The following is a 14,457-nucleotide window of genomic DNA, read 5'->3' on the forward strand; positions in this document are numbered from 1 at the left end:
ATGGAGTGGCGTATAAATAGCGGCCAAATTAAGATTTATAAACGTAATTATTGTTGTTTAGTTGTCGCGTCGGCCAGTTGTGTTTGGGTTGCCGGGTTTTCATCCAGATCGTTCAGATTATACCTATTGATGATTCCCAAAACCTGTGATGCCCATTTGCGGCTACCGGCATAACCGGCACGCTGAATGCCTTTTGCCCAGCCTTTGTAATCATAATGGGTAAGTGCGTCGGCCAGGTGACTGAACTGTTTACGCTCGGTCATGATGCGGGCAAAATCCTGGAACGAATCAAAAACCGAATCGTAACGTTTGTATGAAGTACGAACCTTTTTGTTGTGTTTGGTATAAACTACAGTGTTATACCCTTTTACCCCAAACTGATTATTAAGGTTTTGTGCTATTGTACTGTTGCCGCAGCCCGACTCGTGCATGGCCACGCCTAAAACGATGCTTGCCGGGATGCCGGTTTCGTGCATGATGCGAATGGCATCATCTTTAAATTTATCAATGTAAGATAGTGAGGTATTTTTCTGTGCTGAAGCAGCTAATGTTGAGATCAACAGTGTTGTAATCAGTAAGATTTTCTTCATAATTTATTTTTTTCTGATAACCAGCAGCCCGTCGCGTACTGGCAGGATCAATTTTTCTATCCTGCTATCAACAGCTATCTGGTCATTTAGTTTGCGAATTCCTTGTGTATCGGCATCTTTTTCGGGGCCATACACCTTTCCTTTCCACAAAACATTGTCAATTATTATTAATCCTCCGGATCTGACTTTGTCAAAAACTAATTCAAAGTAAGTATAATTATTCTTTTTATCCGCATCTATAAACACCAAATCGAAAACATCTTCCTGTAAATCAGCAATAATAGCCTCTGCCGGCCCAAAATGCAGCTTTATTTTGTTTTCAACATCTGTTAGTTTAAGGTGTGAATTGATGATCTCCTCCATTTCGCGGTTAACTTCAATGGTATGGAGGATGCCGTCTTCGGCCAAACCTTCGGCCAGGCAAATAGCCGAGTAGCCTGTGTAGGTACCTATCTCCAGGATGCGCTTAGGCTGCACCATTTTACTTAAAAAACTAAGCAACCTACCCTGGTAATGCCCCGATAACATGTTAGGTTTTAACACCTTGATATGCGTTTCGCGGTTGAGCTTTTTAAGCACTTCCGGCTCCGGGTCGCAATGGTCATCTAAGTAAGCCAATAAGGCATTAGGGAGAATATCCATCCTACAAAACTACGAATTTTATTTTTAATGGAAATTCAGAGCTCTTTTGAAGGTGCCATTACTCCAGCTTCTTCCCTTTACTCAAACCTTTTATACTATTCTCGGCGGGTAAATCCTCAGGCATTGTTCCACCCAATTCTTTTATGGTTTGTCTTACCTTCTTGCCAACCTCATAATGAGTTTTATTTGCTTTATCTTTTCCTTTTATCTGCTCTCTTTTTAACTTTTCTTCTGTTTGAGTGGCACGAAAAAGGTTTGCTGCCAATTCTGTACTTCCCATGTGATCTAATATGTTTTGACTCTTTTTTAAATTCTTCTTAGCATGAATCTCTTTAGCGCCTAATCCATCATATAACCCCATATATCCGTGATTCTGAAAAACAGCATATTCCCGCGGCTGTATCACACCGGCATCTCGCGCTGCATCCGCAAGATGCTTGTTATGCTCTGCCATCTCTCTTCTTAAATACAATCGCTTTTCTTCTTCACTTTTTAATTGTTCAAACCTTTGTTCAAGGATTTCCTGTTTCCTTGTTTGAACAGCAAAATAGGTTTGACCTTGAGCGACAACTTCTTTGGCAGGATCAGCATTTTGAATGATCAAATAGCATGCGTACCTCGAAAGATGTAAATCGCCTATATCCCGTTTAGCACCTTTAGGCAAATCTATCGTTTTCTCCACTCGGGGAAAATGATCATCTGGCTCCTGTCCGGCATTTTTACACGCTTCCTTTGCCTTAGCAATTACGTTTAAAAATTTATCCCACTTAATATAATCCAGTATTTTAAAAAGCTCCCTTCCACTCCAATATTCCTGCCCAATACTATTTAAGTGTTTAATTTCTTCAAAAACGCTTTTATTTTCCATAAATTAAAAATACACTTTATTTTAAAAATACTAAAAAAAATAGCAATTTATTCAGATATTCCTTTCCATCCAACTCTGCAATAATATCACTGCCGATATCGTATCCACCAGCTCTTTATTTTGCCGGTTCTTTTTGTTCATGCCGCTTTGAGCAATGGTTGCCGACGCCATTTTGGAGGTAAACCGTTCATCAATCATTTCGATGGGCATTTCCGGGAAAGTTTTCTTTAACAGGTTCACAAAGCCTTTTACATGAATAGCCGATTGAGAGGGTGTATTGTCCATCTGCTTTGGTTCTCCTACAATAAAGCGCTCCACCTGTTCTGTTTGGAGGTATTTTTTTAGAAACTCAATGATATTATTGGGGTGGATGTTGTCAAGCCCGGTCGCGATGATCTGCAGGGGGTCGGTAACTGCTATGCCTATGCGTTTAGTACCGTAGTCGAATGCCATTATTCTCATTTGGTAAAGATATGAGATGTGAGATATGAGATGTGAGATTTTTTGAAGATGATGGCTGTCTCCATCAAATAAATCTGCTCCGCCATGCCATTCCAGTCTCAAATCTTACATCTCATATCTCACATCTAAAATCTAATTACTATTTTGCACCAAATGCAGTTTAAAGAAATAGTAGGACAGGAAGCAACTAAACAACGATTACTTAACACGGTGAGCGAGAACCGGGTAAGTCATGCGCAATTATTTTTAGGCCCCGAAGGTTCGGGCAGCCTGGCGCTTGCTGTTGCTTATGCGCAATACCTTTCCTGCGAAGACAGGCAGCCTGGCGACTCATGCGGGGTATGTGCATCATGCCGCAAATACCAGAAATTGATGCACCCCGATCTGCATTTTTCATATCCGTTCTTCGCAAAACATAAAGATGATACTGCGCTTACTTTTATTGAGCAATGGCGCGGGGCTTTAACTATCAATCCATATTTAAGCCTTGATATTTGGCGCGGATACCTGGATGCCGAAAACAAGCAGGCCAACATCAACATTGCCGAATGCCACCAGATCATCAAAAAATTAAGCTTTAAACCTTTTGAATCGGAATACAAGATCCTGATCTTATGGTTACCCGAATACCTGGATAAGGAAGGGAACGCACTCCTTAAAATTATTGAAGAGCCGCAGCCCAATACATTATTTTTATTAGTAGCCCAAAACCAGGATCAGATCCTGAATACCATATTATCGCGTACGCAACTGGTTAAAATACCAGCATTAGAGTATGATGAAATTAAAGAACATTTAATAAGTAACCACCATCAAACCGAAGAAGCGGCTGCCGAAATGGCCTATCTCAGCAACGGCAACATGACCGAAGCGCTGGCCATGCTACAGCAGGATAACAAAAGCTATCACGAGCTGTTTGTACAATGGCTGCGCTATTGCTTTGGCAATAAAGGCATTGAGGTTATGGCTTTTGTGGAGCAGTTTGCTAAAATGGGCCGCGAAAACCAGAAAAACTTTTTGCGTTACGGCACCAGCTTTATCCGCGAATGCTGTTTACTGCTTGCCGGGGCCGGTAGCCTGGTACATTTGCCGGCAAAAGAACTGGATACAGCTCAAAAAATGAGCAATGTGCTGAGTATAGGCAAATCGCAAATGATTATTGATGAGCTGGAAAAGGCGCATTATCATGTGGAGCGCAATGCTAATCCCAAAATCTTATTTTTAGATGTATCTTTACAAATTATTAAAATACTAATTAATAAAAATGTCCCTGCGGGGAATCAATATATGCCAAGTTAATTATGGGATGTGGAAGTTGCTCAACAGGTGGCGGATGTTCGCCTGCGGGCTGCAAAAGTAACGGCAGTTGCCTTACTAATGGTTGCAGCAAATTAGATGTTTACGATTGGCTTGCCCACATGGACATGCCGACTAACTATAAGCCTTTCCAGGTTATTGAAGTTAAGTTTAAAGGCTCGCGCAAGGAGTTTTATTTAAACAACGATAATATTTACCTCGAAGCCGGCGAGCTGGTGGCTGTTGAGGCTACTACCGGAGGGTATGATATAGGCCATGTTTCGCTTACCGGCGAACTGGTGCGTATGCAAATGGTTAAACGCCACGTAAAGGAAGCCGACGTAGTAAAAAAGATCTACCGCAAAGCTACCGTTGCCGATGTTGATAAATGGAAAGCTGCCAAAGATATGGAATGGGAAACCATGCACAAATCGCGCAAGTTAGCCCTTGATCTTAACCTGAGCATGAAGCTGAGCGACGTAGATTACCAGGGCGATAAAACCAAGGCAACCTTTTATTACACAGCCGAAGGCCGCGTTGATTTCAGGGAACTGATCAAGAAAATGGCCGAAACCTTCCGCATCCGTATCGAGATGAGGCAGATAGGTATGAGGCAGGAAGCAAGCCGTTTAGGCGGCATAGGTTCATGCGGCAGGGAGCTGTGCTGCTCAACCTGGCTTACTGATTTTAAAACTGTATCTACTTCGGCTGCACGTTATCAAAACCTTTCGTTAAATACCCTGAAACTGGCAGGCCAGTGCGGTAAGCTAAAGTGCTGCCTTAACTATGAGCTGGATACTTACATGGATGCATTGAAATACATCCCTGATAATGTAAACGTACTTAAAACCCAAAAAGGTGACGCCCGCCTGCAAAAAACCGACATCTTTAAAAAAATGATGTGGTTTAGTTATCCCGGCGAAGAATCATGGGTTCCGCTACCTATAAAAAAGGTTAAAGAAATCCAGCAGCAAAATAAGGATGGCGTGATCCCTGAAGACCTGGGCGAAATTGTTGAGGTTGAAACAACACCGGCAAAGGTGCTTGATTACGAAAACGTAGTAGGCCAGGATAGCCTTACCCGCCTTGACGAGCGCCGCAACAACAATAAAAAGAAGAACAAAAACCGCAATAAAAACCAGAAACCCGGAGGCCAGGCACAAGCCGATGGCAAACCTGCTAATCAGCAGCCGCCGCGTCCGCAGCAGCCTCAGCAGGGATCAGGTAATACGCAGGAAAAACCGGCTCAGCAACAACGTACTGAAGGAAACCGCCCGCAACAACATAACAAGCCACAGGGAAACAGGCCTCCTCAACAAAACAAACCACAGGGCGAAGCGAAGCCACAAGGCGAAGCTAAACCACAAAGGGAACCAAGGCCCCTGGGTGAGCCAAAACAACAGCAAGGCGAGGGAAAACCGCAGGGAGAAGGCAGCGGTAATAATAACAGGCGCCGCAGGCCAAACCGCCCAAACCGAAATAATAATAATAACAACAATCAACAGGCAAAACCTGAATGAAACGGGCTTTAAATATCATTTACCCGGCAGCATTGTTATTGATAACGATGCTTGCCGGTTCATGTACCGACCCTAACAGCATTATTGATACCAATACCGAAATTGCCGATCATAACTGGTCGTACGTTAACCGTGCCAATTTTGATGTTAAAATTAATGATGAAAAAGTTGCCTATAACCAATATCTCAATTTACGGGTTACCGGCAATTATAAATACTCCAACATTTTTGTACTGGTTAACCAGATCTCACCCGATAAAAAAGCACATACTACACGTTTTGAAGTAAAACTGGCCAACCCCGATGGCGAGTGGCTGGGCAAAGGATCAGGTAACCTGTATAGCTACCAGGTGCTTTTGCGTAAAGATTACCATTTCCCGGCAAAAGGTGTTTACCGTTTTCAGATAGAACAAAACATGCGCGATAATCCGCTGCATGAAATCAGCGATGTGGGGTTAAGGGTGGAGAAAGCGCAATAATTTAGGCAACTTGGAGTAATGAGCCAGGCCTAATAATTTCCCTGCCAATATTCTGCGCAACCATTTTATCACTATAAGGCACCTATCGTTTCTCATTTTTGAGCACGAAGCAAGCAGCACGCTTATCGATATTCCGTAATCAGCGACTTTATAATCTGTTTTATTTGCAAATCTACTTAGCGCACAATTTCACTTTTAGCATATCGATAACCACATCCCAAAATAAAATATTATTTTAGGATGTTTATTTCCTTATCACAAATGAAAAAACTGCTTTTCGTTATGCTTTTTGCACCATTATTTGCAGGAGCTCAAACAAACACTGATAGTTTAAAATACATCAGCAGCATTAAATATTATACAAAAGCCCTTGCTCAGGAGCCAAATAATGCCGACTACTATCATAAACGTGGGGCTGCCTACTTAAACCTTGATAATTTTAAAGATGCGCTTGACGATCTGAACAAAAGCATTTCTATGGATGTAAAAACCGAAGAAACTTTTTTTGATCGTGGCCGTACTTATTATGCCCTTAAAAACTATGACAAAGCCATTATTGATTATACTAAAGCCATAGCTTTAAAGAAAGGAAATACAGACGCATTTTATAATAGAGGATTGGCTAAACGGCAAAAGGAAGATTATAAGGGTGCGTTGCTCGATTACAATCAAGCAATACTGTTGAGCCCCAAAGACCCTGACGCATTTATTGAGCGAGGGATTTGCAAAAAACATCTTGAAGATTACAAAGGCGCAATAGCCGATTACACCAGGGCTATAGTGCTTGATCCAAAATTAACCGACCCTTACTACAACAGAGCATTGGCTAAAAGTGCCTTAAAGGACTATAAAAGCGCAATTACTGATCTTGACTTTGTGATATCAAAAGAGCCAGACCGTTCAGACGCTTACTTCACAAGAGGGAATGCAAGGCGGAAACTTGGTTTAGATAAAGATGCTATCGCTGATTATTCTGTTTATATTAATCTCGAGCCTAATGATGTTGATGGTTATAACAACCGGAGTTTATCCAAACTAAATATTGAAGACTATTATGGAGCCAAAGAAGATGCTACCAAAGCAATCTCTATTGATAGCACATTTTCTGCTCCATATTATAACCGAGGATTAGCTGAAGACGGATTAAACGATCTTAACTCTTCAATCGATGACTATACAAAATACGTTGCTTTAGAACCTAAAGATACCGATGGTTATTTAAAACGAGGGAACGCCAAATTTGATCTCAAAGATTATAAAAGCGCAATAATAGATTATAATATAACGATAAAGCTCGACCCTCAATATTCAAACGCGTTTTATAACCGTGCGCTATGCAAAAGAAATCTTGATGATTATAGCGGAGCTGTTGCTGACTATAACCAGGTTATATTACTGGATCCCAAAAATGAGGATGCCTATAACAACCGCGGGTTTGCCAAACATTTGCTGAACGATAACAATGGAGCCTGCGCCGATTTTAATAAGGCGGCCTCACTTGGCAGCAAACTTGCACCTGATAATATAAAAAAGTATTGCAAATAGCCTTTAATTGACTTAAAAGATACCACCCATGAAAAAATTGATTTTTCTGCTTTTAATTACTACCGGAATAGCGCTTACTTCCTGTCACGGCTCTGATAAAAAAACCACCCGCCAAAACGATACCAGCGCCGCCAAAGGCAGCGGTGGCCCTGCCGATTCAACTAAAACTGCAACACCCGGAAACAGCGCATCAACCCCTAATTCATCGGATACTACTCCGCTTGGTGCCGATACAGATTCGGCTGTGCACCCGGTTCATTAATTTTATTAGCATTTGTTATTTTTAATACTTTAATTTGCTAATATTATTATCAATAAATGACTGGTATTATATTAGTAATTGTATCCCTGATCATCCTGCTGATCGCTGTTTTTTTATTCCTGAAAAAACCAAAAGCGGTTGAGTTAATCTCGGCCGAAGAATTGAGCAAACTCCGGTATGAGCACGATCAGCTTAAAATTTCATTGGCCAAAGCCGAAGAAAAAGCAAACGGCTTAATAGCTGAAAAAGAAAGCATTACCAACTTTTTAAAAGAGGAAAAGAACCGTCTTATTGACGAACTTTTATACGAGCGTACCCAGCTGGCGCAAGCTAATCAATCCTTAGAAAGTGCCCGTGCTTACTATAAATCGCAACAGGAAAAACTGCAGGAACAAAAAGCAGAGATAGAACATGTCCGCACGCAATTTCAGCGCGAATTTGAAAATGTGGCCGAAAAACTGCTTAAAGAAAAATCGAAGGAATTTACCGATATCAACCGTAGTAATTTGGATGTTATCCTTAATCCGCTAAAGGAAAACCTGAAGGCATTTGAAGATAAAGTTGAGAAAGTTTATAACATGGAAGCGGCTGAGCGAAATACCCTGAAAGGCGTGATCACCCAGCTGATGGACCTCAATAAACAGATCAGTGACGAGGCTCAAAATCTAACCAAAGCGCTCAAAGGCGATAATAAAAAACAAGGCAACTGGGGCGAGATGATTTTGGAGCGGATACTGGAGCGCTCAGGTCTGGTTAAAGACCAGGAATACCGCATCCAGGCCGCGATGCAGGCTACAGACGGTACAAGATATCAACCCGATGTAATCATCGACCTGCCTGATGATAAGCACCTGATCATCGATTCCAAAGTATCACTGATAGCGTACGAAAAACTGGTTAATGCCGATACCGAAGACGACCGAAAACTATTTGCCAAAGCCCATGTGGAGTCTATTCGCGGGCATGTTGCCGGCTTATCAGCCAAAAAATATCACGATTTATATAAGATCAACTCTCCTGATTTTGTGTTGCTTTTTGTGCCGATAGAATCTTCTTTCAGTATAGCAGTACAGCTTGATAATGAGTTATTTAATTACGCCTGGGACAGGAAAGTGGTGATTGTTAGTCCGTCGACATTACTGGCCACGCTGCGTACCATCGCCAGCATGTGGAAACAGGAACGCCAAAACCGTAATGTATTAGAAATTGCCCGTTTAAGCGGCGATATGTATGATAAGTTTGTTGGCTTTTTAGGAGATATGGATAGCATTGGCAAAAATATTAATCAAACACAATCGGCCTATAATAATGCTATCAATAAACTATCGGAGGGTAGGGGCAATCTTACTATTACCGCCGAAAAGATCAAAAAATTAGGTGCAAAGGCGGATAAGCAGATAGATCAGAAGTATATTGGGGATGAATTAAGTAGTTAAAAAATCATGTCATTGCGAGGAGCCGTAGGGGTAGTGTCATCGGGCGACGCGGCAATCTCGTCGCCATGCAGGGAGGGCGGATTTGCATTATGAATAGCATAACGACGAGATTGCCACGCTATCGCTCGCAATGACATATGGCTTAGCACAAATCAATCCTTCTTCCGCTCAAACCACCAATCTGCCTGTTTGGTGAACATCAGCGCCCATCCCCATAGCTCAACAATGATCTCGGCGAGGGTTAAAATGATGAGATAAACTGGTACTTCATGTTCCTTTTTAATATTAGAATCAAGATGCAAAATTCCAAAGCTATATAATAGCGATGATCCAAGGAAAAATACATTCAGCAGTATTAAAACGGAAAGTATGATCCTCGCCCATTTCTTTCCTTCGCCGGTAACAAAAATCAAAAAGCCGACAGCGACGAAAACAAACAATATTCCCGAAAAATTTAACCCATCCAAATATTCATTAAATATTTGAATTAATAAGCCCAGGTAAAGCAATAAAATTCCCTTTACAAAAATCTGTGGTGGTTTACCATCGGGGTGGTTGTTGAGGTAAAATTTATCAAATGCTCCCTGTAACATTATTCAGCTTTCTTAAATGCATTCCAGCCCTGGGCTTTCAATTCATGTACAGTACCGCTTTTGGTGATCAGGTTACAACCAGCCGATGGTTCGGTTATATAGCCGATGATACTGATATCCATTTTAAACTTGATCTTATCATAATCTGCCTGTTTCACAGTGAACAATAATTCGTAATCTTCACCACCGCTTAAGGCGCAAATAGTAGGGTCGAGGTTGAATTCGCGGGCTGTTTCAAAAGTCATCGGATCAAGCGGAATTTTTTCCTCGTAGAGGTTGCAACCTTTGTTGCTTTGCTTACAGATGTGTAAAAGCTCTGAAGCTAAACCATCTGATACATCGATCATCGCGGTTGGTTTTACCTCGATACTTTTCAGCAGTTCAACCACATCACGACGAGCTTCCGGTTTCAACTGGCGCTCAACAATGTAATCTTTTCCTTCCAGATCAGGCTGAATATTAGGATTTTCCATGTAGATCAGCTTTTCGCGCTCCAGTAATTGCAAACCGGTGTAAGCACCACCCAAATCGCCGGATACACAAATCAAATCACCTTCTTCGGCACCGTTACGATACACAATATCAGCTTCATCGGCGTAGCCAATTGAAGTTACGCTGATTACCAATCCCTGCTTTGATGAAGTAGTATCACCACCGATCAAATCCACATTATATTTTTCACAGGCGATATAAATCCCCTGGTAAAGTTCCTCAATGGCCTCCAACGGAAATTTGCTCGACATCCCGATAGAAACCGTAACCTGTGATGCTATACCGTTCATAGCGTAAATATCACTCAGGTTTACCTGTATCGCTTTGTAACCCAAGTGCTTAAGTGGCGTATACGCCAAATCAAAATGGATTCCTTCCAACAACATATCGGTACTTACCAGTACCTTTTTGCCCGCAAAATCAAGCACGGCGGCATCATCGCCAACACCCTTGTTTGAGCTTTCGTTGGTGAGCTTGATATTTTTCGTAAGATGACCGATAAGGCCAAATTCGCCAAGCTCCTCTAAATTGGTTCTATCCTGATTTTCAAACATAATAAGCCACTATAAATTGTTCCGCCTGCCGGCGGAAAAACTTTTAAATTTTTAGTTCCGTACATTCTGGGCCGGAACCCGGTTTTACATATTCCGCCGAAGGCGGGAAAATTTTTTTGCGATTTTTAGCCTACTATCAGCCAAAATCATTCGATTACCCGAAAGTGGGCCACAAATATATCAACGCCTATCCCTCTTTGCAGCTTGCCTGCACCTTCTACTTTTTAACAACAATGTGGATAACCCTATTTTTGGGGCCGCAATCTGTATATAATATATCCGCTTAAAGCGGAAAATTTTTTTGCGATTTTTGGCCTTTAAACTGTCAAGAAGGCGCTTTTATATAAAAAATTCCTTCAGTTTAATGCCTCCGGGTTTTCCACAATCACCCGGTTTATAAGTTTTACCCAAAGGCCATCTCACCAACAAAAATTCAGTGAAATCAACCTAATCGGTGAAATCCCAAAAACTACAATCCCAGCTGTGCCGAAATCTCAAGCATGCGTTCAATCGGTTTTACCGCTTTTTCAATGATATGCTCAGGTACGGTTACCTCTGGCGTTTCGTTTTTAAGGCACAGATACAACTTTTCCAGTGTGTTACGCTTCATGTGCGGGCAATCGTTACATGCACAGTTGTTATTTGGCGGCGCCGGAATAAAAATTTTATCCGGGTTCTCCTTTTGCATCTGGTGTAAAATACCCGATTCGGTCGCTACAATAAATTCTTTATCCTGACGGCTGCCTGCATATTTCAAAATACCGGTTGTTGAACCAACGTAATCGGCCATTTCTAATATAACATCCTCACATTCAGGGTGTGCCAGCAGTTTTGCACCCGGATGACGTTCTTTCAGTTTAGTGATCTTTTCTCTCGAAAATATCTCATGAACCATACAGGCACCATTCCACAATACCAGGTCGCGCCCGGTTTTCTTGGCTACGTACGCGCCAAGGTTTTTATCAGGTCCGAAAATGATCTTTTGATCTTTCGGTAAACTCTCCACAATCTGCACAGCATTGCTTGATGTACAAACAATGTCGGTTAAAGCTTTCAGTTCGGCCGTACAGTTTACATAAGTGATCACCAGGTGATCTGGATAGTTTTCCTTAAACTTTTTAAACAAGTGAGGCGGACAACTATCTGCTAATGAACAGCCTGCCTTCATGTCCGGCAGTAAAACCTTCTTTGTTGGCGACAAGATCTTGGCCGTTTCTGCCATGAAATGCACGCCTGCAAAAACAATGATGTCGGCATCCGTTTTGGCGGCTTGTTGGGATAATCCCAAACTATCGCCAATGTAATCGGCAATATCCTGGATATCGCCGTCCTGGTAATAGTGCGCCAGGATCACCGCATTTTTTTGCTTTTTTAATTTTTCAATTTCCGCGAAAAGATCAAGCGTCGGATCAATTTCTTCATCCACGTATCCTTTCAGATTTATTTCTTCGAAGGTATTCATTTCCACAATTCAATTAATAACAACTAATTTTTAATTAAAAAAGAACTATTGTTTGTTAGGGTGTTGGTAATGTGCAAAAGTCGGAGTAATTTTTGTTTTAAAAGTTAGTTTTCACAATTTATTAACACTTATAAACATTTTTCCACCAAAAAGTATGCTGATTTTTAGATATCTGTGACAATCAATTTTTATTTGAAAAAGTTTTATGTTAATATTTTCAGGGTTGACAAAATGTTAGCTTTATGACTGTAGTGTCGTAAAAGTCGCTCAAAAAATATTGATATTCGACCTGAGAAAGGGAGTTATACACACTGTAAACTATTTTTCACTTTTTGTTTACATAAAATTAACAGGTTATACAGCTGTTATTAACATTAGTACTACTTTTACACACATTCATCTAAAATATGACCCGAAATGTTGATTTCCTTGTAGTGGGTTCAGGGATAGCCGGATTAAGTTTTGCGCTCAAAGCTGCGAAGCATGGTAAGGTTCTGATAGTTACCAAATCGAACGAAGACGAATCCAACACCAAATATGCCCAGGGAGGCGTTGCGGTGGTTGTGGATAAAAAAGAAGATTCTTTTGAAAAACATATCCAGGATACTTTAATTAGTGGTGACGGCCTTTGCGACCGTGAAGTTGTTGAAGCTGTTGTTAAAGAGGGCCCAGCCCGGATCAATGAGATAATTGATTATGGTACCAATTTCGACAAGACCAATGAAGGTGTTTATGACCTGGCTAAAGAGGGTGGGCACTCTGAATTTCGTGTATTGCATTATAAAGATGTAACTGGCTGGGAGATAGAGCGTTCGCTTTTGGAGGAAATTCATAAAAACCCTAATATTGAGATACTTACGCATTATTTTGCTGTTGATTTAATTACGCAGCACCATTTGGGTGAGCTGGTAGGTAAATCAAGTACAGATATTACCTGCTTCGGCATCTATGCCTTTAATACCGAAACAAAGATTGTTGAAAAGATCCTATCTAAAGTTACGGTAATGGCTGCCGGTGGTGCCGGGCATATCTATGCAGTTACCACTAACCCGACTATTGCTACCGGTGATGGCATTGCTATGGTATATCGTGCAAAAGGTAAAGTAAGAAACATGGAGTTCATGCAATTTCATCCAACAGCTTTATATAATCCGGGCGAATATCCTTCATTTTTAATATCAGAGGCTGTACGTGGTTTTGGTGGCGTGTTGAAACGTACCAACGGTGAAGAGTTTATGCACGAGTATGATGAGCGTAAATCTTTGGCACCACGTGATATTACTGCAAGGGCTATTGATGCCGAGATCAAGAAATCGGGAGAGGACTTTGTTTATTTAGACGTAAGGCACCGCAGCAAGAAAGATATCCTGAACCATTTCCCTAATATTTATGCCAAATGTTTGGAAATTGGGATCGATATGACCAAGGATATGATCCCTGTTGCACCGGCCTGTCATTATATGTGTGGTGGTATCCTGGTTGATCATGTTGGTCAGTCGTCAATATTAAGGTTATATGCCTGCGGCGAATGTTCATCAACAGGCCTGCATGGTGCTAATCGCTTAGCCTCAAATTCGTTATTGGAAGCTTTGGTTTTTGCACACAGGATCTATGAAGATGCGGTAAAGAGCTTTGAAAATAATGTGATCCCGGATAATATACCTGATTGGGATGAGAAGGGCGTACAACTGTCAAACGAAGATATCCTGGTTACTCACAACGTTCGCGAAATGCAGAAGCTAATGAACGACTATGTGGGCATTGTTCGTTCAGATTTCAGGCTGGACAGGGCTTTACGCAGGTTGAAGTTATTGTATGAAGAAACCGAAGATTTCTACAAAAAAACAAAGCTATCTGTTAAACTATGCGAGCTGCGTAACCTGATCCAGGTTTCGTTTATTGTAGTAAAGTCGGCTATGTTACGTAAAGAGAGCAGGGGATTGCATTATACTACTGATTATCCGGAGCATGCTGATAAGGTGCAGGATACGGTGTTTTAGTAAATAACCATTAAAAATATGTCATTGCGAGCGTAGCGTGGCAATCGCACGGTAGCATAGCCATCCTGTATAGCATGCGGTTGCCACGCTACGCTCGCAATGACATGTTAAGAAAATTTTTGTGATGAGCGAAAAACGGGATTCGAACCCGCGGCCTTCAGTTTGGGAAACTGACGCTCTACCGACTGAGCTATTTTCGCTTATAATGTATCCAAACATAAAGAAAATTATTTAAATCGCTAATTCACTAAATCAA

The 14,457-nt window shown here is 41.3% G+C and carries 14 protein-coding genes and 1 tRNA gene; 7 read left to right on the forward strand and 8 right to left on the reverse strand.

What is annotated here, in order from left to right; genetic code table 11:
• Nucleotides 1-47 precede the first annotated feature (47 nt).
• Genes ACEN9X_RS11545 through ruvX form a run of 4 tightly spaced genes read right to left on the reverse strand, consistent with a single transcriptional unit; the run spans nt 48 to nt 2,562 of the window.
• Nucleotides 48-590 (reverse strand): glycoside hydrolase family 73 protein, encoded by a 543-nt coding sequence (locus ACEN9X_RS11545; protein ID WP_413670513.1) that lies wholly within the window; start codon nt 588-590, stop codon nt 48-50.
• Between the two features lie 3 nt (nt 591-593).
• Nucleotides 594-1,232, reverse strand: coding sequence for an O-methyltransferase (locus ACEN9X_RS11550; RefSeq protein WP_413670514.1), 639 nt, complete (start codon nt 1,230-1,232; stop codon nt 594-596).
• A 58-nt stretch (nt 1,233-1,290) separates the two neighbouring features.
• The gene (gene dinD, locus ACEN9X_RS11555; RefSeq protein ID WP_413670515.1) at nt 1,291-2,100 is read right to left on the reverse strand and encodes a DNA damage-inducible protein D; all 810 of its coding nucleotides are present in this window, start codon (nt 2,098-2,100) and stop codon (nt 1,291-1,293) included.
• Between the two features lie 51 nt (nt 2,101-2,151).
• Entirely contained in the window at nt 2,152-2,562 is a 411-nt protein-coding gene (gene ruvX, locus ACEN9X_RS11560) for a Holliday junction resolvase RuvX (protein WP_413670516.1), read from the reverse strand.
• Between the two features lie 153 nt (nt 2,563-2,715).
• Between ruvX and ACEN9X_RS11565 the strand changes: the two genes are divergently transcribed.
• The 6 genes from ACEN9X_RS11565 to rmuC all read left to right on the forward strand — a co-directional run bounded on the left by ACEN9X_RS11565 (nt 2,716) and on the right by rmuC (nt 9,100).
• On the forward strand, nt 2,716-3,861 hold the full coding sequence (locus ACEN9X_RS11565; protein WP_413670517.1) for an ATP-binding protein: 1,146 nt from the start codon (nt 2,716-2,718) through the stop codon (nt 3,859-3,861).
• A gap of 2 nt (nt 3,862-3,863) precedes the next feature.
• Nucleotides 3,864-5,378 (forward strand): regulatory iron-sulfur-containing complex subunit RicT, encoded by a 1,515-nt coding sequence (gene ricT / locus ACEN9X_RS11570; protein WP_413670518.1) that lies wholly within the window; start codon nt 3,864-3,866, stop codon nt 5,376-5,378.
• Entirely contained in the window at nt 5,375-5,857 is a 483-nt protein-coding gene (locus ACEN9X_RS11575) for a gliding motility lipoprotein GldH (RefSeq protein WP_413670519.1), read from the forward strand. The genes ricT and ACEN9X_RS11575 overlap by 4 nt, the downstream gene beginning before the upstream one ends.
• Nucleotides 5,858-6,118: 261 nt before the next feature.
• Nucleotides 6,119-7,402 (forward strand): tetratricopeptide repeat protein, encoded by a 1,284-nt coding sequence (locus ACEN9X_RS11580; RefSeq protein ID WP_413670520.1) that lies wholly within the window; start codon nt 6,119-6,121, stop codon nt 7,400-7,402.
• A gap of 28 nt (nt 7,403-7,430) precedes the next feature.
• Nucleotides 7,431-7,664 (forward strand): hypothetical protein, encoded by a 234-nt coding sequence (locus tag ACEN9X_RS11585; protein ID WP_413670521.1) that lies wholly within the window; start codon nt 7,431-7,433, stop codon nt 7,662-7,664.
• A gap of 56 nt (nt 7,665-7,720) precedes the next feature.
• The gene (rmuC, locus tag ACEN9X_RS11590; RefSeq protein WP_413670522.1) at nt 7,721-9,100 is read left to right on the forward strand and encodes a DNA recombination protein RmuC; all 1,380 of its coding nucleotides are present in this window, start codon (nt 7,721-7,723) and stop codon (nt 9,098-9,100) included.
• A 152-nt stretch (nt 9,101-9,252) separates the two neighbouring features.
• Here rmuC and ACEN9X_RS11595 read toward each other — a convergent pair whose 3' ends face one another.
• The 3 genes from ACEN9X_RS11595 to nadA all read right to left on the reverse strand — a co-directional run bounded on the left by ACEN9X_RS11595 (nt 9,253) and on the right by nadA (nt 12,201).
• The gene (locus tag ACEN9X_RS11595; RefSeq protein ID WP_413670523.1) at nt 9,253-9,693 is read right to left on the reverse strand and encodes a hypothetical protein; all 441 of its coding nucleotides are present in this window, start codon (nt 9,691-9,693) and stop codon (nt 9,253-9,255) included.
• Nucleotides 9,693-10,739 (reverse strand): thiamine-phosphate kinase, encoded by a 1,047-nt coding sequence (gene thiL / locus ACEN9X_RS11600; protein ID WP_413670524.1) that lies wholly within the window; start codon nt 10,737-10,739, stop codon nt 9,693-9,695. The genes ACEN9X_RS11595 and thiL overlap by 1 nt, the downstream gene beginning before the upstream one ends.
• A gap of 469 nt (nt 10,740-11,208) precedes the next feature.
• Entirely contained in the window at nt 11,209-12,201 is a 993-nt protein-coding gene (nadA, locus tag ACEN9X_RS11605) for a quinolinate synthase NadA (RefSeq protein ID WP_121808327.1), read from the reverse strand.
• Nucleotides 12,202-12,608: 407 nt separating this feature from the next.
• Between nadA and nadB the strand changes: the two genes are divergently transcribed.
• Nucleotides 12,609-14,201 carry an L-aspartate oxidase gene (nadB, locus tag ACEN9X_RS11610; RefSeq protein WP_413670525.1) on the forward strand — a complete coding sequence of 531 codons (1,593 nt, stop codon included), beginning with the start codon at nt 12,609-12,611 and terminating at the stop codon, nt 14,199-14,201.
• A gap of 127 nt (nt 14,202-14,328) precedes the next feature.
• Here nadB and ACEN9X_RS11615 read toward each other — a convergent pair.
• Nucleotides 14,329-14,401 (reverse strand) — tRNA-Gly (locus ACEN9X_RS11615).
• Nucleotides 14,402-14,457: the final 56 nt, after the last annotated feature.

The organism is Mucilaginibacter sp. Mucisp86, assembly GCF_047324315.1.
Lineage (GTDB): Bacteria > Bacteroidota > Bacteroidia > Sphingobacteriales > Sphingobacteriaceae > Mucilaginibacter.